The organism is Bacillus sp. ISL-75, assembly GCF_018613095.1.
Genome location: NZ_JAGGQX010000041.1, coordinates 23226 through 43685, shown reverse-complemented (window position 1 = coordinate 43685; position 20460 = coordinate 23226). Strand labels below are relative to the sequence as shown.

Below are 20460 nucleotides of genomic sequence, written 5' to 3'. Positions count from 1 at the left end.
AGACTTTTTCAGCAGTCTCCTTTGAGCCTCCCTTTTCTCTTATAAAACCTTACTTAAAAACGCCTTTGTTCGCTCTTCCTTCGGATGATCAAATAATTCGTTCGGAACATTTTCTTCGACAATCAATCCGCCATCCATAAATATAACCCGATCGCCAACTTCTTTGGCAAAGCCCATTTCATGTGTCACGACCACCATCGTCATTCCTTCTTTAGCTAGGTCCTTCATAACCTCAAGTACCTCACCAACCATTTCAGGGTCGAGTGCAGACGTTGGTTCATCAAAAAGCATGATTTTCGGCTCCATTGCTAGCGCCCTTGCAATCGCAACCCGCTGCTTTTGCCCTCCGGATAAAGAATCGGGATAGGCATCTGCCTTATCCTCTAATCCAACTTTCCGTAAAAGTTCCAAACCCTTAGCTCTCGCTTTTTCCTTAGGAATATTTCTTACTTTCATTGGTGCAAGCATAATATTTTCAATCACTTTTTTATGCGGAAAAAGATTGAATTGCTGAAAAACCATTCCCACTTCTGTACGTACTTTATTGATATCTGTTTTTTTGTCCGTCAAATCGATTCCTTCAATTAAGACATGACCACCTGTAATGGTTTCCAGCATATTAATACAGCGAAGAAACGTCGATTTTCCAGAACCCGAAGGTCCAATTACTACGACGACTTCTTGATTCTTGACTGTAACATTGATGTCCTTGAGGACCTCGTTTTTGCCAAAGGATTTTTTTAAATTCTTTACCTGAATCATTCGGTTGCCAACCTCCTTTCAAGAAGATTTAACAGGAAGCTTAAGGAAAGTGTTAACACAAGATAAATAACTGCGGCCGCAAGATACGGTTCCCAGACTCGGAAATACTGTCCCTGCATGGCTCGTCCCCAATACATAAGTTCAGGGGTTGCAATAAGAGCCGCTAGCGATGACTCTTTTATTAAGACGATAAATTCATTTCCAAGCGGTGGAATCATTCGTTTAAAGGATTGCGGGAGGATGATATACCGCATAGCTTGTACATGATTCATCCCTAAAGAGCGAGCTGCCTCCATCTGGCCCCGATCAATCGATTGAATTCCAGCGCGGAAGATTTCAGCGATATATGCCGCAGCGTTTAATGAGAGAGTAAGAATTGCAGCTAAAATGGGACTTGTTTTCCCAAGAAAAAGAGGTACGACGGCAAAATGGATTAATAATATTTGAACGAGTAATGGTGTACCTCGAAAAAAGGTAATGTAAATGGTAAAAGGCCAGGCGAGGAGCTTATTTTTCATTATTTTCCCTAATCCGATGAATAAGCCAAGAATGGTACCAATCAAAATGCTAGCGATTGAAAGCCCAATGGTTAGTAATGTTCCTTTAAGAAAAAAAGGAGCATATTCAACTAAAATATCCCAACGAAAATCCATACTTTAAATCCCCCTATTAAACTACAAGCTAATTATCGAATCTAACTAGCAAAAATTGCGTAACTGCTAAGTTAAGAGTTACGCAATTTAATAAGCAATATTACTGCTGATCCTTTAAGATCTGGGTATCTGGTTCTACTTTAAACCACTTCTTGTATACTTCTGCATACGTTCCGTTATCAATAACCGCTTTTACAGCTTTATCAAAGTCTGCTTTAATCTTGCTTCCCTTTGGAAACATTAGTCCGTAAAATTCCTTAGCAAAAGCAGCTGAATCTTCAATGACAACAAAATTATCTTTCGGGTTGTTTTTTGCATATTGCTCGATAACTGTGTTATCAGCAACTACAGCATCTGCTCCGCCGCTTTTTAGTTCTAAGATTGCTAGGTTATTATTTTCAAACTTTTTAATTTTATCGCTATTTTTGCCTAAAAGACCTTCAACTGCTTCTTGTCCAGTTGTTGCATTTTGAACGGCTACCGTTTTATTATTCTTTAAATCCGCTGCACTCTTAATATCACTATTTTTTGGAACTAGGATTTTATTGGTTGATAAAAAGTAAGGTACTGAAAAATCATAGGTTTGTTTTCTTTCATCGTTGATGGTGATGGCAGAAAGTCCAATGTCAGCGATTTTCTTATCTAATTCAACGAAAATCGGATCCCAGCCAACATGCTCCACCTTAATTTTATAACCAGCTTCTTTTGCTACTGCATTGATAAAATCGATATCAAAACCGACAACTTCCCCTTTATCCTGGTATTCAAACGGTGCATAGGCGGCATCTGTTACCACACGCAATGTCTTCTTTTCCCCGTCTCCACCAGTTGTTGTGCTTGTACTCTTACTCGTTCCACAAGCTGAAAGAACTAAGAGTAGTGCTGCCATTAATACAGTTGAAAATAGTTTAAATTTCTTCATTTGTTCAGACCTCCAATGTTTTTTTATAAAAATAATTATTGTGATAATTGATAATATTTTGAATATACATGATTATAACCTGTTTTGACTTTATATTCAATATTTTAAATATTTTACTATATTAATACTGTAATAACCTGAAGTGTCTAGCATCGCAGAATAATAACTTTTTACATCCATCTACTATTCAAAACAATTTGCATTTTAAATACGTGATTGGATTGCTTAATTTCCCCTGGTTTCAGTCACACAGTACCTGCCTTCTTTAAAATGAAATTTCAACAAAGTTATTTTACACATCCATTTTTAGGGCAGTTATCCAATAAGTCAGAGACTGCCTATGGGCATTCGCCGTTACACCCCCTTTACACCTACATAATCTATAGGGTATTTACCACATAAGGAGAGATGCCCAATGAATCCGTATGGTTATTATCAAATGCCACAAATGCCGGTTGATTATAATGCCTATGTACAACCAGAACAAATGAATTACTATGGTCAACCAGAACAATTTATTTCCTATGATCAACAAGAGCAAATGAATCCCTATGCTCCAGCAGAGCCATTTAATCCCTATCTTCAAACTGAACAATATGACCCAGCAAGACAGCCACAGCAGGTTGAGCGCAGACTGAATCAACTGGAGAGGGCGAATGAGCGTCAAGAAAGGGAGATCAATCAACTACAACGCCAAATAGCTCAAATCGACCGAAGACTCCAACGCGTGAATCAACGCCTTCGTGCAGTTGAAAGAAGATTTAATTTCCCATTCACACCATTTGATGGAGAATACTAAGAAACCTTAAGGACCAGGCATGCGCCTGGTTCTTTTTGCTTTCCAAATATACATCATCAGATTCTTTTACCCAACCTTGGATGACGATTTTAAAATTCCTGTCAGTTTATCTAACAAAACCACTGACAAGAACCAAAAATTCAGTTAACTTTTCATTATAAACAAGAAAGAAAGGAAGATTTCAATGTATCGAAAAATTGATATTAAACTAGCTGAAAGAATCCTTCAATTAGATAAATTAAGAGATGAGTTGTATGAAGAACTCATGAAAACAATGGGATCTCAGGCGAATGAACTTTTAAGAAGACTCCAAAATTATTAATTTCAGTTTGAAGGGGTGATGAAAGTTGGCCACTCATTTGCGTAAAGGACTCGAACGCCTTAGGCAGTTTTATATTAAGAAGTTGTTAGAATCAGGCATGTCTAATTCTTCTGTCCACGAGCTTTACTCTCTTACCTTCAATGAACTGGAAAGCCTATACAAAAAAATATTTTCCCCAACAAAATCATGACGAATGCACTCCATAGAAATTTCTTCTGAAAAACAAGTAAAATGGTTTGAATACCCAGTCCAATGTAAGAAAATCTAACATATAATATATTAAATCAACAAAATGATTAAATGTTGAAACAATAGGGTGTGGTGAGAGACAAAAATGGGAAAAGACATATCATATAAAGATAAAAAAGTGATTACAATTGGAATTGTTCGGGACCTCACCGGTCTCTCCGAACGACAAATACGATATTACGAAGAACGAAAGCTTATTTTCCCTGAAAGGTCTGCTGGAGGAAGCCGTAAATTTTCATTTTCAGATGTTGAACTATTGATGGATATTGCCAATAAAATTGAAGACGGAATTCAAACACATGATATTAGGAAAGAAATGCTTCGTGAACAAAAGAAACACAACCAAGAAGATGTACGCAGACAGATGATTCAAGGGCAATTAAACGCCCAATTTGGTATACGGAAAAAGTAAGGAGCTAACCTCAATCCCATTCCTTCTATAGAGAATGGGATTTTTTATCGCACTTTTCTCCCTCCGTTCAGACAAAAAGCTGGGGTTATGCCCCATTATTAAAAACCATGTTAGATTATCTTCCAGACTTATAGAAACTGATTCAAAATCATGTAAGAATACTAACATACCGAATGTTAAGAAAATTAACATCATATAAAAGGGGGAGAATTAATGGATACTTTATTCTTAATGAACAGTCTATGGGTAATGCTAGGTGCGATACTTGTCATTTTAATGATCGGCGGGTTCATCCTGTTAGAAACAGGTTCCACCCGCATGAAAAACGCAGGACATATTGCTGGGAAAACCATTCTCACATTTAGTATTAGCTCGATTGTATTTTGGGCAGTAGGTTTCGGATTAATTTTTGGAAAAGGAAATGCACTCATAGGCTTTTCAGATTTCTTATACTCAGGCTATGATATAGATAGTTTGTCACTTTCTGGTTCTGTTTTCTTTATGTTCCAATTAGCTTTTGCAGGTATCTCCTTAACGATTGCATTTGGGGGTTTTGCTGAACGAGCAAAATTAAGCGTATATCTCGTATTCGCGGTATTATTTTCTGTTATTGTTTATCCTCCAATTGCTCACTGGATTTGGGGCGGCGGCTGGTTAGCAGAGATTGGTCAACAAGACTTCGCCGGTTCCACCGTTGTTCACTTAACTGGTGCTATGGCTGCACTGGCAGCTACGATTCTATTAAAACCACGTATCGGAAAATTTAATAAAGATGGTTCCGCCAATAATCTAGCTGGTCATAACCAAGTATTTACAGCACTAAGTGTTTTACTCTTATGGGTTGGATGGTTCGGTTTTAACGCAGGCAGTACACTATCCGTGGACAAAGGTTTCTTTGGCTTCGTCGCATTAAACACAAACCTTGGTGCTGCTGCTGGTACAGTTGCCGCAATGATTATCTCCTGGATCGTATTGGGTAAGGCAGATGTTCCAATGATGTTAAATGGTGCATTAGCAGGCCTCGTAGCGATTACTGCTTCTTGTGCATTTGTTGATACTTGGGCCGCTGTACTGATTGGTTTTATCTCTGGTATTCTTGTATTTTATAGTATTCGCTTCTTTGAGAAAAAAGGAATTGATGATCCAATCGCAGCACTATCTGTACATGGTACAGCTGGTGTCTGGGGAACTTTATCGACTGGTTTCTTTGCAACAAAAGAATTAGCCACTGTCGGAAAACCTGGATTATTTTATGGTGGCGGCTTCCATCAGCTCGGTGTTCAAGCATTAGGCGTTATCGCCTCTGGTGCCTTCGCCTTGGTCGCATCCTTTATCTTGCTTGCCATTATTAAAAAAGCAATGAATGGCTTGCGTGTCACAGAAGAAGAAGAGATTATTGGCTTAGATATTAGCGAGCACGGAAGCTATGGTTATCCAGAATTGCTTAAGACAGAACAAACAAAGGCTCTATAAATATTAATCTAGAAAGTGTGCAACTCCTATTTAGGGGTTGTACACTTTCTAGATTTTTTAAGAGGAGGTGAAAAATATGAATGATAATACCTACTCAGCAATTGCAGAATATAGAAAACTTCACATGAAGGGTGCTACAGGAGATCACTTTAAATTAAACGAACTTCATGACAACATGATTAAACAGGTATTGGAGATATCACTAAAAGAGGTTCTTGCTCGATATGGCCCACCACCGTCTCCCTTTTCTTTCTTTGTGATGGGGAGTGCCGGACGTTTCGAACAATCTGTATGGAGTGACCAAGACCATGGAATTGTTTATCTCGATCCTACTGCTGAAGCAAAAGCTTATTTTTTGTCATTAGGTAAGGAAATTTCAAAAGGTCTTTATCAAGTTGGGTATCCTTATTGCGATGGCGGTGTCATGTCAGGCAATCCGTTCTGGTGTAAATCACATTCCGAATGGGAGAAACAAATAAAAAACTTGGCACTAGAGGCATCTTGGGAATCGTTACGGTATCTACTCATTTTTATTGATGGACGTTCTTTTTATGGAAGGCATCAACTCTTGGAACAACTAAAGACCTTTGTTTATCAAACCGTTCAAAAAGAACATCTTCTGTCAAGAATGTCAAACAATACTCTTCATTTCAAAAAAGGAATTGGCGTATTAGGTCAGCTATTAATAGAGACCCATGGGGTACATACTGGATCTCTAAATATAAAGGAGACTGCCCTCTTTCCATATGTGAATGCGGCTCGTCTATTGGCAGTGAAAGAAAATCTACAGGAGACTTCTACCCTATCTAGGCTCGACAAACTAAAGTTACATGACAAGGATTTATATACAGCTATGTTTTTAAAACTGTTAAACTATCGTCTTCTATTTGCCAGTCAAACAGACTATGATTCTGGTCACTATTTACCGGTCGACATCCTAACAAAAGAGCAAAAAAATGAAATAAAAGACATCATTAAAAATGGTGTAACACTTCATCAATCCGTAAGAAAATTAATAGAAAAGGAGGGATAACATGAGAATGAATGATTTAGCACAATACTTTAGGCTAATTTCCGGCAAGCTTAGTTCTAATATTTATGCTGGGATTCAGGGACAAAGTAATCCACAACAGCTCTCGTTCATCCGGCAGCTCCAGAAAGAAATGAAAGTAAAAAACAACTTAGATACCCCGCTTAACGAATTAGAAGTCGTTGTATTTGATTTGGAAACCACTGGGTTTTATCCAGAAAAGGGAGATCGTGTCCTATCAATTGGAGCAGTAAAAATGATCGGTCAGCATATCGAGGACAATCATACTTTTTATTCCCTTGTAAAATCAAACCTTCCTCTTTCCGCAGAAATTTCAACTTTAACAAATATTCATGAGGATCAATTGCGTGAGGCTCCTGATGCCAGAGATGTCTTAATTCAATTTTTTAAGTATGCACAAAGCCATATCCTTGTTGCACACCACTCTAAACACGAAAAGTCCTTTATGCAAAAAATGACATGGGATCTGTTAAAGACTCGATTTGAACATCGAATCATCGATACGTCTTTCTTAATTCGCCTATCCGACTCCTCTATGAAATCATTACCACTTGAAGAAGTCTGCCATAAATGTGGGATTACCATAAAAGATCGCCACCATGCACTCGGCGATGCCATCATGACAGCGCAAATTTGGGCTAGCTATTTAAAAATAGCTCAAAAAAACGGATATAGTAATTTACGAGAAGTGTATGAACATCTTGCAAAGCTTTGAGCTTAAGAACACTATTTTAAACTAGTGTTCTTTTGTTAAGAATTAAAAATTTAAAGTTTGAAATACAATCGACTTTACAACACCTCCATCTTACTTACCTCTGAATATTCCCCCAGTTTTAATCCATTTCGCGGACAAAATAACCTTAAAATAAAAAAATTTCAAAAAAATTTTTTTCGCTGTTTTCCTTATCAGGACAATAATGTAAACGCTATCAACTTTTTTGATTTATTTGAATTGTCAGATTTTTATATTGACCATGTTTTCGATTGGTTGTATGATTATCGAAAATAATCATCTATTCAATAACAGCCATAGTTCCTCACCATTTGGAGATGGGTATGGCAATTCTTTTTAAAAAAATTTGTTTAATCATTTAAAGCGTTCTATTATAAAAGAGGAGTGGTTAGGTTGGGGAGTCAATGGATTTTCCTTGGCGGCGAGTTCGTCAAGAAAGAAGATGCTGTAGTTTCAGTTTTCGATCATGGTTTTTTATATGGTGATGGTGTGTTTGAAGGGATACGCGTTTATAGCGGAAACGTCTTTAGACTCGATGCTCACCTGAAAAGACTGTATGAATCAGCACAATCCATTATGCTGAATATTCCATACACACAGGAGGAAATGACTCAATTAATCATCGAGACAATTAGAAAAAATCAGCTAGAAAGCGCCTATATTCGTGTCGTTGTTTCCCGTGGAAAAGGGAATCTCGGCCTAGACCCTTCTTCCTGCTCGAAACCAAGCGTCATTATTATTGCTGAAGAACTTAGCATGTACCCTAAAGAGTATTACGAACGTGGAATTAAAATTGCATCTGTTGCGAGTCGAAGGAATCGCCCAGATGTACTAAGCCCACAGATTAAATCACTTAATTATTTAAACAATATTCTAGTAAAATTAGAGGCCAATCAAGCTGGTGTTGAGGAAGCATTAATGCTTAATGATCAAGGTTATGTTACTGAAGGCTCAGCTGACAATATCTTTATTGTAAAAAATGGTACCATCTATACCCCGCCTGTTTATTTGGGGGCGTTAGAAGGAATTACCCGCAACGCTATCCTAGATATTGCAAGAGCCAAGGGCTTTGATGTCCGTGAATCACCATTCACAAGACATGATGTCTATGTGGCTGACGAGGTGTTCTTAACCGGAACAGCTGTAGAAGTAATTGCAGTTATTGATGTGGATGGCCGTAAAATTAGTGATGGAAAACCTGGTGAAGTTACTAAAGTTCTATTAGAAGAATTTAGAAAAATTGTAACAACAGACGGAGTGGCTTGTAACCCAACAGGTTCAAACCATGCAATCGTCAGTTAGGAGCTAAATTAATATGCGTAGCGATATGATTAAAAAGGGAATTGATCGGGCACCCCACCGCAGCCTTTTATATGCAACAGGGGTAAAAACGAGTGATCTCGAAAAGCCATTTATTGGCGTCTGTAACTCGTTTATTGAAATTATTCCAGGACATAAACACCTTAATCATTTCGGTGAGATTGTAAAAGAGGCCATCCGTGAAGCTGGCGGTATTCCTTTCGAATTTAATACGATTGGTGTGGATGACGGCATTGCAATGGGCCATATTGGTATGCGTTACTCCTTGCCAAGTCGCGAGATAATCGCCGATAGTGCCGAAACAGTCATTAACGCTCATTGGTTCGATGGTGTTTTCTACATTCCAAACTGTGATAAAATCACACCCGGAATGTTAATGGCAGCAGCCAGAACCAACGTCCCATCTGTATTTGTGTCAGGTGGCCCAATGGAAGCGGGAGTTTCCCCATCGACAGGAAAGAACCTTTCCCTCACTTCTGTTTTTGAGGGCGTTGGTGCTTACCATAACGGTACAATCAGCCAACAGGAATTGCTTGATATTGAAACAAATGCTTGCCCTACTTGTGGATCTTGTTCTGGTATGTTTACAGCGAACTCTATGAATTGTCTTATGGAAGTTTTAGGGATGACTGTTCCTGGAAACGGAACAATTGTCGCAACTTCAGAACAAAGGCATGAATTAATTCGCCAAGCTGCAAGGCATTTAATTGAATTAGTGAAACAAAATATTCGTCCACGTGACATCATTACAAAAGATGCAATTGATAACGCATTTGCTCTAGACATGGCCATGGGCGGATCAACCAACACGGTTCTTCATACACTGGCTATCGCTCATGAGGCTGGGATTGAATATGATTTGCGTAATGTTAACAAAATTGCAGAAAAAGTACCTTATTTAGCAAAAATAATGCCAGCATCCGATTACTCGATGGACGATGTACATCGCGCTGGCGGGATTAGCGCAATTATTAATGAGCTTTACAAAGTTGAAGGCGCGCTGCATAAGAACTGCTTAACTATTACTGGAAAGACACTTGAGGAGAATGTCAAGGATGCAATAATCACGAATGAACAGGTCATCCGGAGTAAAGACTATCCATATAGCCCTGTTGGTGGACTTTCCATCCTTTATGGAAACATTGCTCCAGATGGTGGAGTTATCAAGGTTGGTGCTGTTGATCCATCCATTAAAACATTCTTGGGTGAAGCAATTGTTTTTGAATCCCAGGAAGAAGCACAAGAAAATATAAATAATGGCACTGTACAAGCGGGACACGTTGTCGTTATTCGCTATGAAGGTCCAAAAGGCGGTCCTGGAATGCCTGAAATGCTTGCTCCAACTTCCGCTATTATGGGTCGTGGATTAGGTAAAGAAGTTGCGCTGATTACTGATGGCCGCTTCTCTGGTGCCAGCCGCGGAATCTCCATCGGTCATATTTCACCAGAAGCAGCTGAAGGCGGTCCGATCGCCCTTGTTGAAAATGGTGACAAAATCTTAATCGAGCTAGAAGCACGCTCCATCCAACTACTAGTTGATGACGAAGTTTTAGAAGAAAGACGTAAGGCATGGGTGAAACCTGAACCAAAAATCAAAACAGGTTACCTTGCAAAATATGCAAAACTCGTTACATCTGCCAATACTGGCGGCATTATGAAATTTTAGAAATACCAATGGGAATTCGTGGTACCCCTCCCCTTCCTAAGGAAGTTAAGGTACTAAAAGCGTTAAATGAAGATCTTTTGACAAAAAAATAGCGAATAAATCGATGACGGGAATAAAGGAATAAGATTTAGTATTTTCAGAGAGCTGGGGTTGCTGGAAGCCCAGTAATACAACTTATTCCGACATCATCCCTGAGTGTTGAGCCGAACGGTCCTGACTTTAGTAGGCTCAATCGGGTGCATATCTTAGAGCACCTGTTACAAAAAGAAGCGTTCTATGTTTTAGTGGATCGCTTCATAAGGCAGTATTCGTAAGGATATTGTAAAACCGGGTGGTACCGAGAAAATGAAAGGCCTTTTCTCCCCGATTATTCTGCTTATGTTTTCGTTTTTGCAGTTAATTCGTGGAGAATGGGCCTTTTTGACTATGCATAAAGATTTATTGTCAAATTCCGACGTTTTTCCAACAAAATTTTCTGTTTATTTACAAATTTCTATATTATAATACAAAAATGACAAATCACTATTTTCCGACATCTACATTCAATTTTTACCCTTAAGGAGGGATTATGACGTGAAAGTAGAAGCAAAAAAGCTTGAGGTCCAAACTACAACAGAGCCGAGAACCGGTGCAGACCTTCTCATCGACTTACTGAAAAAAGAAGGTGTGGAAACGCTGTTTGGATATCCCGGGGGTGCCGTCCTTCCAATCTATGATGCCATTTACCGCGCCCAGGGTACAATCAAGCATGTTCTCTTCCGACATGAACAAGGAATGATCCATGCAGCTGAAGGGTATGCCCGAGTTACAGGGAAACCTGGAGTCGTTCTTGCCACATCAGGACCTGGGGCAACCAACCTTGTGACAGGAATAACTGATGCGATGATGGATTCCCTGCCGCTTGTTATATTCACAGGTCAGGTTGCACGAAGTGTCATTGGAACTGACGCCTTCCAAGAGGCTGATGTTATGGCGATTACAACACCAATCACTAAACATAACTATCAGGTACAATCTATCGAGGACTTACCACGCATCGTCAAGGAAGCTTTTCATATCGCTTCTACCGGACGACCAGGGCCCGTCTTAGTCGATGTCCCTAAAGATATTTCCGCAGGATTTTTAACTGAGGAACCAGAAGAAGCGAGCATTAATTTACCTGGATACCAGCCAACAACAAAGCCAAATCCATTACAAATTAAAAAGCTTGCCGATTCGATTTCAAAGGCGATCAAGCCTGTAATTCTTTCAGGCGCAGGTGTTCTCCATGGGAAAGCCTCTGCTGAACTAACTGCTTTGGCGGAAAAACACCAGATCCCGGTGGTCACAACTTTACTTGGACTTGGTACTTTTCCGGCAGATCATCCCCTCTCGTTAGGAATGGGTGGAATGCACGGAACATATGCAGCTAACATGGCCATTTACGAATGTGATCTGCTTATCAATTTTGGAGCCCGCTTCGATGACAGACTAACAGGTAATCTTAAACACTTCGCACCTTTTGCGAAGGTTGCCCATATTGACATCGATCCAGCCGAAATTGGTAAAAATATTTCAACAAATCTCCCAATCGTTTCTGATACGAAAGAGGCACTTACTGAACTGCTTGATCAAGCGATTGAATCACCAAATTCTGCTGAGTGGCTGGAAAAACTGAGCCAAAACAAGCAGGAATATCCGCTTTGGTATAAGCATGATCCAAACGGAATGTGTCCGCAATGGGTCATTGAAGCAGTCCATAAAGTAACTAACGGTGACGCCATCGTCGCAACCGATGTAGGGCAGCACCAAATGTGGGCAGCACAGTATTACACTTTTAAAGAGCCGCACCGCTGGATTACCTCTGGCGGACTTGGAACAATGGGCTTTGGCTTCCCTGCTGCGATTGGCGCACAAATTGCCGCACCGGATAGTACCGTTGTTGCAATTGTTGGAGATGGCGGTTTTCAAATGACACTTCAGGAATTATCGATTATTTATGAAAGAAACCTTCCTGTAAAAATCATTATTGTCAACAACGGCGCACTTGGAATGGTTCGCCAATGGCAGGAACTATTACACGGAAACCGTATTTCAGAATCGATCCTTCATACACAGCCTGATTTTGTCAAACTTGCAGACAGCTATTCGATTAAGGGTTATCGGGTTAATAATCAAGAAGAACTGATCACTGTTTTACCGGAAGTATTTGCTCATAATGGTCCGGTATTAGTTGATTGCCGTGTACTTCAACAAGAGAAAGTATTCCCAATGATTGCTCCTGGCAAAGGAATCCATGAAATGATTGGGGTGAAACCATGAAACGAATCATAACCGCAACCGTTCAGGATCGAGCCGGTGTACTCAACCGCGTTACTGGACTTTTGCAAAGACGGCAATTCAATATTGAAAGTATTTCCGTTGGTCCAACAGAAACGGAAGGTGTTTCAAGAATGACCCTGGTTGTCGAGATTGAAGATGAACAGCGTCTCGAACAAGTGACAAAGCAACTCAATAAACAGATTGATGTTTTAAAGGTTTCTGATATTACTGATAAAGCAGTCGTTGTCCGCGAATTGGCCTTGATTAAAGTAGCCAGCAGCAGCCAGCTCCGCAGTGAGATTAACGGAATTATTGATCCATTTCGTGCGATTGTTATTGACGTAAGTAAGGATAGCTTAGCCGTTCAAATCACCGGCAAACCTGAAAAAATCGATGCATTACTAGAATTGCTTCGCCCTTATGGAATTAAAGAAATTGCCAGAACAGGGTTGACCGCCCTTTTACGCGGGCATCAACCGCACGTAAACGAACTAACTCACCACACCCTACAAAAATAATAATTTACCTTGAAAGGATGATAGATCATGGCAAAAGTACTATATAACGGAGATATTCAAGAAGAGGTTTTACAAGGAAAGAAAATCGCAGTAATTGGATATGGTTCACAAGGTCATGCACATGCACTTAATTTAAAAGAGAGCGGTTTTGATGTAGTAGTTGGATTAAGAGGCGGAAAATCATGGGATAAAGCAGTTGAAGATGGCGTTGAAGTTACTTCAGTTGCAGAGGCAGCTGCAGCAGCTGACGTTATTATGGTTCTTCTTCCTGATGAAATGCAGCCAAAGGTTTACAAAGAAAGCATCGAACAACACCTTAAAGCAGGTAAAGCCCTTGTTTTTGCCCATGGTTTCAATGTTCACTTTAGCCAAATCGTTCCTCCTGCAGATGTAGACGTATTTTTAGTAGCACCAAAAGGCCCAGGTCATTTAGTACGTCGTACTTACACTGAAGGCGCTGGTGTACCAGCACTTTACGCAGTTTATCAAGACTACACTGGTCAAGCACGTGATCTTGCCCTTGCCTATGCAAAAGGTATTGGCTCAGCCCGTGCAGGTGTTTTAGAAACTACCTTCCAAGAAGAAACAGAAACAGATCTTTTTGGAGAACAAGCTGTTCTTTGCGGCGGAACTACTGCCCTTATCAAAGCTGGATTTGAAACTCTTGTTGAAGCTGGTTATCAGCCTGAAGTTGCCTACTTTGAGTGTTTACATGAATTAAAATTAATCGTTGACCTTTTATATGAAGGTGGCTTTGAAAATATGCGCTATTCAATCTCCGATACTGCACAATGGGGAGATTTCGTTTCTGGACCACGTGTCGTAAATGCGGATACCAAAGCACGGATGAAGGACGTATTAACAGATATCCAAACTGGTGTGTTTGCTAAAGGCTGGATCCTTGAAAACCAAGCAAACCGCCCACAATTCAACGCAATTAATCGCGCTGAAAACAATCACCAAATTGAACAAGTAGGTCGTGAGCTTCGTGCATTAATGCCGTTTATTAAAAACAAACCAGTAAATGCAAAGAAAGAAGTGGTGGTAAATGGTTCACGTTAACATCTTCGATACGACATTACGCGATGGCGAACAGTCCCCTGGTGTAAATTTAAACCAGCTTGAAAAATTGGAAATCGCAAGACAACTTGAACGGTTTGGTGTTGACATTATGGAGGCCGGCTTCCCGGCTTCCTCCCAAGGCGATTTTGAAGCAGTAAGAGCAATCGCCCGGAATATTAAAAATGTATCAGTCACAGGCCTGGCAAGAGCGACGAAATCGGACATTGACATTGCGTGGGATGCGTTAAAAGATGCTGCAGAACCAAGGTTGCATGTTTTCCTTGCCACCTCTCCTATCCATATGCAATATAAACTGATGAAAACACCTGAGGAAGTCACCCAAATAGCGGTAGACATGGTTTCATATGCTAAACGGAACTTCCCGCATATTGAGTGGTCCGCTGAAGATGCTTCTCGCTCTGACCTTGATTTTCTTGTTCAAATTATTACCAAGGTCATCGATGCTGGTGCAACAGTCATCAATCTTCCGGATACAGTCGGATATACCACACCAGAAGAATATGGACGCATGTTCCGCTACATCCGCGACAACGTTCCAAATATTCATAAAGCATCATTATCTTGCCATTGTCATGATGACTTAGGGATGGCCGTTGCCAATTCCCTAGCTGCTATCGAAAACGGGGTTACGCAAGTCGAGGGTACGATTAATGGAATTGGAGAACGCGCAGGTAATGCAGCTTTAGAGGAAATTGGAGTTGCCTTAAATATTCGTAAAGATAAGTATCCTTATACTACGAATCTCGTGTTAAAAGAAATAAAACGCACGAGTGACCTTGTCAGCCGCTTTACAGGTATGATTGTTCCTCCGAATAAAGCAGTTGTTGGAAAAAATGCCTTCGCACATGAATCAGGAATCCACCAGGATGGCGTCTTAAAAAATACGTTAACCTATGAGATTATTACGCCTGAATTAGTAGGGGTTAAATCTAATGATTTAGTTCTTGGCAAACATTCCGGCCGCCATGCATTCAAAGATAAAATTGAGCAAATGGGCTTTGAACTCTCGGACGAAAAACTAGTCGAAGCGTTTACTGCTTTTAAACTATTAACCGATCGTAAGAAAGAAGTAACAGACGAAGATTTATTTGCAATTTTAACCGATATCCAAACAACGGCTGTTGATATTAAAAAATATGAACTGGTTGCCTTCCAAGTCCATTACGGTTCAGCAAACTTGCCAACCGCAACTGTGGCGCTAACCACTCCCGAAGGTATTCGCGTGGAAACGGCGCGCACAGGCTCAGGCAGTGTCGAAGCTTTAATGAATACCTTAGAAGCATTGATTAAAGAAGAAATCCATCTTACTGATTTTAGATTAAGCTCGATCGGTCAAGGACGTGATGCACTTGCTGAGGTTCATGTCAAAATGACAGTGAACGGATCACCTGTAACCGGCCGTGGTTCAGCACAGGATGTTCTGGAAGCATCAGCAAAATCATTCTTGAATGCAGTGAATCGTGTATTTTTCAACCAAAGTTCAACTGTGAAGGAAACGGCGAAAATATAAAAAATCAAACAAAAAATGAGGAGGTTGCTTCTAATGAAAAAACGAATTGTCTTACTTCCCGGTGATGGCATTGGTAAGGAAGTTATTAACTCTGCAAAAGACGTGTTAAATGCAATTGCTGAAGAATACAATCATACTTTTAGCTTTGAAAGCCATGAAATCGGAGGAGCAGCCATTGACCTTTACGGCACACCGCTTCCTGAAACAACCGTTAATGCTTGTAAACAGGCAGATGCGGTCTTGCTGGGTGCTGTTGGGGGGCCAAAATGGGATACCAATCCCTCCCATTTACGTCCTGAACGAGGCTTGCTTGGAATCCGGAAGGCACTTGATTTATATGCGAATTTAAGGCCGATCAAAGGATTTAAAAACCTTCTTCATGCATCACCCTTAAAGGAAGAAGTAGTCTCTGGGAGCGACCTCCTTATCGTACGTGAATTAACTGGCGGCCTTTATTTCGGAACACCAAGTGAACGCCGCGACAACGGAAACTCCGTTGTAGACACGCTTGTTTATTCTCGTCAAGAGATTGAAAGAATTGTCGATAAGGGCTTTCAAGCAGCCCAGCAGCGCAGCGGTCATCTTACTTCGGTTGATAAAGCAAATGTACTTGAATCCAGTAAGCTATGGCGCGAAATTGTCGAAGAGAAAAAAGCTCAGTATCCAGATGTAGCCGTTGAACATGTTTTAGTAGATGCTGCTGCTATGAAATTAATCACAAACCCAACTCAGTTCGACGTAATCGTAACGGAGAATCTATTTGGTGACATTTTAAGCGATGAAGCCTCAGTAATCACAGGATCATTAGGTATGCTTCCTTCTGCTAGTTTAAATGAAAGTGGGGTTGGTCTTTATGAGCCTGTTCATGGCTCTGCCCCAGATATCGCTGGTAAGGGTATAGCCAATCCAGTTGCAATGATTTTGTCTGCAGCACTGATGCTTCGCTATTCCTTCCAATTGAATGACGAAGCAAAAGTGATTGAAGATGCTGTCCAATCAGTTTTAGATGCTGGCTTCCACACAGGCGATCTTCAAGTTGCAAATGGACGCCTTGTTGGGACAGCAGAAATGACTAAGCTTATTGCAGATTATATTAAATCGCAAAACGCTTCGAAATGTATCGCCAGCTGTTATTTTTAATGATTGATTGGGTGGGTAAATCGTCTTTGTTGCGATTTACCCCTAAATTTATCCAAAAAATTTGTTAGTTAGTCATACAATAAAATTCATAAATGTGAGGAAGGACGCTATGCAAACACCAAAAAATATTATCCAAAAAATTTGGGAAAAGCATGTTGTACATCAAGAAGAAGGAAAGCCGGATTTATTATATATTGATTTACACCTTGTTCACGAAGTAACCTCTCCTCAGGCATTTGAGGGCTTGCGAATGAACGGGCGCAAGGTGCGACGACCGGACCTTACTTTCGCAACGATGGATCATAATGTTCCAACTCGCCAGCGTCTTGTAATCAATGACCCTATTTCAAAAAAACAAATCGATACACTGCAAGAGAATTGTCAGGAATTCGGGATTACACTCGCTGATATTCATCATCCTGATAACGGGATTGTCCATGTAATTGGACCTGAACTTGGTCTTACCCAGCCTGGTAAAACGATTGTTTGCGGTGATAGTCATACCTCTACACATGGTGCATTTGGTGCACTTGCTTTTGGAATTGGTACAAGTGAGGTTGAGCATGTTCTTGCAACACAAACACTTTGGCAAGCACCGCCTAAAACGTTAAATGTAAAAGTGAACGGAAAGCTAGGTACTGGCGTAACTGCTAAAGACTTAATTCTTGCCATTATCGGTAAATTCGGTGTCCAATTTGGAACTGGCTATGTGATGGAATATACAGGTGAAGCCATCCGCGCCCTCTCCATGGAAGAACGAATGACCGTTTGTAACATGTCCATTGAGGCGGGTGCTAGAGCCGGGCTTATTACTCCGGATGAAACCACTTTTGAATACTTAAGAGGAAGACGGCATGTCCCTCAAGGTGAAGCGTTTGAAGAAGCAGTTGCACAATGGAAGGCTCTTGCTACGGATGAAGATGCTGCCTATGATCGGGTTGTTGAAATTGAAGCAGCCGAAGTTGAACCACAGGTAACGTGGGGAACAAATCCAGGAATGTGTATTCCAATTACTGCCAATGTGCCAAACCCTGATGAAACTGAGAAGACAAGCGAAAAAGACGAGATTAACCGTGCGCTTGAATACATGGGCCTTGAAGCAGGTCAGCCTATTTCAAGTGTAAAAATTGACCATGTTTTCATCGGTTCTTGCACTAATTCGCGCATAAGCGACTTACGAAGTGCAGCTGAGGTTATACGGGGCTTAAAGGTCAGTCCATCTGTTACCGCCATCGTTGTTCCTGGTTCATTTAGCGTTAAGCTTGCGGCAGAAAAAGAAGGACTTGATAAAGTCTTTACGGATGCAGGCTTTGAATGGCGTGAAGCAGGCTGCAGTATGTGCTTGGCGATGAATGATGATATCGTTCCACCGGGAGAACGCTGCGCATCTACTTCTAACCGAAATTTTGAAGGGCGCCAAGGTAACGGGGCCAGAACCCATCTGGTCAGTCCTGAAATGGCAGCCGCGGCCGCTGTTGCAGGCCACTTCGTTGATGTTCGACAATTTACTGCAGCACAGGAGGTTAGATAATATATGGAACCTTTAAAAACCCATCAAGGCCTTGTTTATCCATTAAACCGGTCAAACATTGATACTGACCAAATTATCCCAAAGCAGTTTTTAAAGCGGATTGAACGCAGCGGCTTTGGACAATTCCTGTTTTATCATTGGCGTTTTGATGACAATGGAAATCTTCGTCCTGATTTTTCTCTGAATGATCCAAAATATAAAGACGCATCGATTTTGGTTGCTGGTGAAAACTTTGGCTGCGGCTCCTCTCGTGAGCACGCTCCATGGGCAGTTCAAGATTTTGGCTTTAAAATTGTCATTGCCCCAAGTTATGCAGATATTTTTAAAAACAATTGTGTAAAGAATGGGATTCTCCCTATCCAGGTTAGTGACGAACAAGTTCAGTACATTATTAAAAAAGCTGAATCCGAAGAATACCAATTAACCGTAGACCTTGAGAATCAAGTGGTTTATGATAACGAAGGCTTTAAGGTTACATTCGAAATTGCCCCGTATCCAAAAGTCATGCTGCTTAATGGCTGGGATGAAATTGGTGTTACCTTGACATATGAGGATAAAATTTCACAATACGAACTAAGTAAATAATAAAAAATGAGCTTGGATACCCAGGCTCATTTTTTTATTATTTATTTAGAGGAAGCATGGGTGTTACAATTCGTTTAATATATTTTTATTCTCAGATTCTTCGTTAAAGGTTAAAGCCTCATCCACCGGCTCGTAGGATTTACCATAAAAGTGGTGATCTTTATAGGTGTGAATCATATCATATGTTTGTTTCATTGCTTCAAAAATCATTTCTTCTGATTCATTATTCGGTGCCCAATAGAGGATTTCCATCCTATTTACCTCATTTGTCGCCAATGATTTCCTTTCATATCCAATGGACACGGCGTGCTCGAATTTTTCTCGTTTATAAAAATGGAGACGTTTTTCAGTATCGCTATCCTCATAATTGACTGGCTCCACTTCAAGGATAATTGGCTTTCCTTTTTGTTTTAACTTTTCCAATAGTTTATGGCCTAGTCCCTCACCACGGGCATTTTTTGAAACAAATAAATAGTCAACAAATACAAACTTTTCTAGTTCTGCATACATTAAAACATGATTCGGTCCCTCATCCTTATGATAAATGTTTGATCGCTCTTTCAGTAAGGTTTCCATATGTGCTCTTGATTTCATTTCTTCAACAGGAAAATACTGATTCAACTTTTCATACCAATGCATGGACACACTCCTTAAAAACCAGGTAATTGATCCAGATTATTTTCTTTAATTCCGTCTGGCTCACTACGGATGATGTCACGACCATATTTGTGAAAGACATCCACATGAGCGATCTTGCCAGCTTTCGCCTCATTCAAAGCCGTGATATAATCCAACTCGCGTCCAGCGCTTGTTTTAAAAGCGATAATATCTCCATCATCGTTCTTCCTGACGGAAACGAACTCTTCTTTGCCATCTGGATTACTATCACCTGCTTCCATTTGGGCTTGCTGCTGACTCTCTTGCTTGTATTCTTCATAAATTTGTTCAAAATCTTTTTTTTCCATGGATTCCACCTCCGAACATTTGTTAGTATTTTTCTTTTTCAAAAAATTATCCTCACTCAGGAAAGTGCCAAAAATTCTTCAAATTTGTCCTCCTGTAAAAAAAAACACATGGGACCAGCAAATCTGGCAAGCTTGGTGCCTGCTGCTTCACCGTAAAAAGGTTTGATTGCATTTCCTAAATCATCTTGGTTTTTCAAAAGTCGTGCCAGGACCATTTGTTGGTCTTTAAGATTTGCTTCCACACTAACAATATAACTTCTTGTCCAAATGCCATGCTCCATCCACAGTCTTCTGAAGTTAAACTTTAGCTGGTGTGCAGACTCACTCATGGTCTGCTTCTGGCTAACTGGTGGTGGGGGCGGGGCTGCCTTCACGCTAATGGCAGGTAAAATTAAGGCGATAGACAATAGCAATACGGTAAATTTCTTAGTTAATTTTTTCAAATGATAATCTCCTTCTAGTAAA

22 protein-coding genes are annotated in these 20460 nt (G+C 40.3%); 16 read left to right on the top strand and 6 right to left on the bottom strand.

The features are described 5' to 3' along the window. Nucleotides 1-39 precede the first annotated feature (39 nt). From J7E63_RS17510 to J7E63_RS17500, 3 genes are all read right to left on the bottom strand, one after another. Entirely contained in the window at nt 40-762 is a 723-nt protein-coding gene (locus tag J7E63_RS17510) for an amino acid ABC transporter ATP-binding protein (RefSeq protein WP_214715245.1), read from the bottom strand. Then, on the bottom strand, nt 759-1415 hold the full coding sequence (locus J7E63_RS17505; protein ID WP_214715244.1) for an amino acid ABC transporter permease: 657 nt from the start codon (nt 1413-1415) through the stop codon (nt 759-761). Before J7E63_RS17505 ends, J7E63_RS17510 begins: the two co-directional genes overlap by 4 nt. A 100-nt stretch (nt 1416-1515) precedes the next feature. Then, nucleotides 1516-2337, bottom strand: a complete 822-nt coding sequence (locus J7E63_RS17500) for a basic amino acid ABC transporter substrate-binding protein (protein ID WP_215014665.1) — start codon at nt 2335-2337, stop codon at nt 1516-1518. Between the two features lie 415 nt (nt 2338-2752). Here J7E63_RS17500 and J7E63_RS17495 point away from each other — a divergent pair, with 415 nt between their 5' ends. From J7E63_RS17495 to leuD, 16 genes are all read left to right on the top strand, one after another. Continuing rightward, on the top strand, nt 2753-3136 hold the full coding sequence (locus J7E63_RS17495) for a hypothetical protein (RefSeq protein WP_215014663.1): 384 nt from the start codon (nt 2753-2755) through the stop codon (nt 3134-3136). A gap of 184 nt (nt 3137-3320) precedes the next feature. Next, nucleotides 3321-3458, top strand: a complete 138-nt coding sequence (locus tag J7E63_RS17490; protein WP_215002829.1) for a hypothetical protein — start codon at nt 3321-3323, stop codon at nt 3456-3458. Between the two features lie 25 nt (nt 3459-3483). Continuing rightward, entirely contained in the window at nt 3484-3648 is a 165-nt protein-coding gene (locus J7E63_RS30560) for a Fur-regulated basic protein FbpA (protein WP_215014661.1), read from the top strand. Nucleotides 3649-3792: 144 nt separating this feature from the next. Next, nucleotides 3793-4119: a MerR family transcriptional regulator gene (locus J7E63_RS17480; protein WP_214715238.1), complete on the top strand. Its 327-nt coding sequence runs from the start codon at nt 3793-3795 to the stop codon at nt 4117-4119. Between the two features lie 213 nt (nt 4120-4332). Further along, nucleotides 4333-5592, top strand: coding sequence for an ammonium transporter (locus tag J7E63_RS17475; protein ID WP_215014659.1), 1260 nt, complete (start codon nt 4333-4335; stop codon nt 5590-5592). Between the two features lie 76 nt (nt 5593-5668). After that, nucleotides 5669-6625 (top strand): DUF294 nucleotidyltransferase-like domain-containing protein, encoded by a 957-nt coding sequence (locus tag J7E63_RS17470; protein WP_215014657.1) that lies wholly within the window; start codon nt 5669-5671, stop codon nt 6623-6625. A 1-nt stretch (nt 6626) separates the two neighbouring features. Then, a complete protein-coding gene (locus J7E63_RS17465; RefSeq protein WP_215014655.1) occupies nt 6627-7358 on the top strand; it encodes an exonuclease domain-containing protein in 732 nt (243 codons plus the stop codon). A gap of 411 nt (nt 7359-7769) precedes the next feature. After that, complete coding sequence (gene ilvE, locus J7E63_RS17460) at nt 7770-8678, top strand: branched-chain-amino-acid transaminase (RefSeq protein ID WP_214715233.1); 909 nt, start codon at nt 7770-7772, stop codon at nt 8676-8678. A 13-nt stretch (nt 8679-8691) separates the two neighbouring features. Then, a complete protein-coding gene (ilvD, locus tag J7E63_RS17455) occupies nt 8692-10362 on the top strand; it encodes a dihydroxy-acid dehydratase (RefSeq protein ID WP_214715231.1) in 1671 nt (556 codons plus the stop codon). Nucleotides 10363-10935: 573 nt separating this feature from the next. Further along, entirely contained in the window at nt 10936-12663 is a 1728-nt protein-coding gene (gene ilvB / locus J7E63_RS17450) for a biosynthetic-type acetolactate synthase large subunit (RefSeq protein ID WP_215014653.1), read from the top strand. Next, the gene (gene ilvN / locus J7E63_RS17445; protein WP_214715227.1) at nt 12660-13181 is read left to right on the top strand and encodes an acetolactate synthase small subunit; all 522 of its coding nucleotides are present in this window, start codon (nt 12660-12662) and stop codon (nt 13179-13181) included. The genes ilvB and ilvN overlap by 4 nt, the downstream gene beginning before the upstream one ends. Nucleotides 13182-13208: 27 nt before the next feature. Then, a complete protein-coding gene (gene ilvC / locus J7E63_RS17440) occupies nt 13209-14243 on the top strand; it encodes a ketol-acid reductoisomerase (RefSeq protein WP_214715225.1) in 1035 nt (344 codons plus the stop codon). Then, nucleotides 14230-15774, top strand: coding sequence for a 2-isopropylmalate synthase (locus J7E63_RS17435; protein ID WP_215014651.1), 1545 nt, complete (start codon nt 14230-14232; stop codon nt 15772-15774). The genes ilvC and J7E63_RS17435 overlap by 14 nt, the downstream gene beginning before the upstream one ends. A gap of 33 nt (nt 15775-15807) precedes the next feature. Then, a complete protein-coding gene (leuB, locus tag J7E63_RS17430) occupies nt 15808-16914 on the top strand; it encodes a 3-isopropylmalate dehydrogenase (protein ID WP_214715223.1) in 1107 nt (368 codons plus the stop codon). A gap of 109 nt (nt 16915-17023) precedes the next feature. Further along, nucleotides 17024-18445 (top strand): 3-isopropylmalate dehydratase large subunit, encoded by a 1422-nt coding sequence (gene leuC / locus J7E63_RS17425; RefSeq protein WP_215014649.1) that lies wholly within the window; start codon nt 17024-17026, stop codon nt 18443-18445. 3 nt (nt 18446-18448) lie between these two features. Then, nucleotides 18449-19030, top strand: a complete 582-nt coding sequence (gene leuD / locus J7E63_RS17420) for a 3-isopropylmalate dehydratase small subunit (RefSeq protein WP_215014647.1) — start codon at nt 18449-18451, stop codon at nt 19028-19030. A gap of 63 nt (nt 19031-19093) precedes the next feature. Here the strand turns inward: leuD and J7E63_RS17415 are convergent, their stop codons facing one another. The 3 genes from J7E63_RS17415 to J7E63_RS17405 form a co-directional block, all read right to left on the bottom strand. Beyond that, nucleotides 19094-19669: a GNAT family N-acetyltransferase gene (locus J7E63_RS17415; RefSeq protein ID WP_215014645.1), complete on the bottom strand. Its 576-nt coding sequence runs from the start codon at nt 19667-19669 to the stop codon at nt 19094-19096. Between the two features lie 11 nt (nt 19670-19680). Then, nucleotides 19681-19929, bottom strand: a complete 249-nt coding sequence (locus J7E63_RS17410; RefSeq protein ID WP_374193751.1) for a DUF3892 domain-containing protein — start codon at nt 19927-19929, stop codon at nt 19681-19683. A 122-nt stretch (nt 19930-20051) separates the two neighbouring features. Then, nucleotides 20052-20438, bottom strand: coding sequence for a hypothetical protein (locus J7E63_RS17405; RefSeq protein WP_215014641.1), 387 nt, complete (start codon nt 20436-20438; stop codon nt 20052-20054). Nucleotides 20439-20460 lie beyond the last annotated feature (22 nt).

What these genes read in the sequence shown, in the direction of transcription:
- J7E63_RS17495 (WP_215014663.1), top strand. Translation starts at nt 2,753, where the DNA reads ATGAATCCGTATGGTTATTATCAAATGCCACAAATGCCGGTTGATTAT.
- ilvC (WP_214715225.1), top strand. Translation starts at nt 13,209, where the DNA reads ATGGCAAAAGTACTATATAACGGAGATATTCAAGAAGAGGTTTTACAA.
- J7E63_RS17475 (WP_215014659.1), top strand. Translation starts at nt 4,333, where the DNA reads ATGGATACTTTATTCTTAATGAACAGTCTATGGGTAATGCTAGGTGCG.
- leuB (WP_214715223.1), top strand. Translation starts at nt 15,808, where the DNA reads ATGAAAAAACGAATTGTCTTACTTCCCGGTGATGGCATTGGTAAGGAA.
- leuC (WP_215014649.1), top strand. Translation starts at nt 17,024, where the DNA reads ATGCAAACACCAAAAAATATTATCCAAAAAATTTGGGAAAAGCATGTT.
- J7E63_RS17500 (WP_215014665.1), bottom strand. Translation starts at nt 2,337, where the DNA reads ATGAAGAAATTTAAACTATTTTCAACTGTATTAATGGCAGCACTACTC.
- leuD (WP_215014647.1), top strand. Translation starts at nt 18,449, where the DNA reads ATGGAACCTTTAAAAACCCATCAAGGCCTTGTTTATCCATTAAACCGG.
- J7E63_RS17465 (WP_215014655.1), top strand. Translation starts at nt 6,627, where the DNA reads ATGAGAATGAATGATTTAGCACAATACTTTAGGCTAATTTCCGGCAAG.
- ilvN (WP_214715227.1), top strand. Translation starts at nt 12,660, where the DNA reads ATGAAACGAATCATAACCGCAACCGTTCAGGATCGAGCCGGTGTACTC.
- ilvD (WP_214715231.1), top strand. Translation starts at nt 8,692, where the DNA reads ATGCGTAGCGATATGATTAAAAAGGGAATTGATCGGGCACCCCACCGC.
- J7E63_RS17470 (WP_215014657.1), top strand. Translation starts at nt 5,669, where the DNA reads ATGAATGATAATACCTACTCAGCAATTGCAGAATATAGAAAACTTCAC.
- J7E63_RS17505 (WP_214715244.1), bottom strand. Translation starts at nt 1,415, where the DNA reads ATGGATTTTCGTTGGGATATTTTAGTTGAATATGCTCCTTTTTTTCTT.
- J7E63_RS17490 (WP_215002829.1), top strand. Translation starts at nt 3,321, where the DNA reads ATGTATCGAAAAATTGATATTAAACTAGCTGAAAGAATCCTTCAATTA.
- J7E63_RS17480 (WP_214715238.1), top strand. Translation starts at nt 3,793, where the DNA reads ATGGGAAAAGACATATCATATAAAGATAAAAAAGTGATTACAATTGGA.
- J7E63_RS17410 (WP_374193751.1), bottom strand. Translation starts at nt 19,929, where the DNA reads ATGGAAGCAGGTGATAGTAATCCAGATGGCAAAGAAGAGTTCGTTTCC.
- J7E63_RS17435 (WP_215014651.1), top strand. Translation starts at nt 14,230, where the DNA reads ATGGTTCACGTTAACATCTTCGATACGACATTACGCGATGGCGAACAG.
- J7E63_RS17510 (WP_214715245.1), bottom strand. Translation starts at nt 762, where the DNA reads ATGATTCAGGTAAAGAATTTAAAAAAATCCTTTGGCAAAAACGAGGTC.
- J7E63_RS17415 (WP_215014645.1), bottom strand. Translation starts at nt 19,669, where the DNA reads ATGCATTGGTATGAAAAGTTGAATCAGTATTTTCCTGTTGAAGAAATG.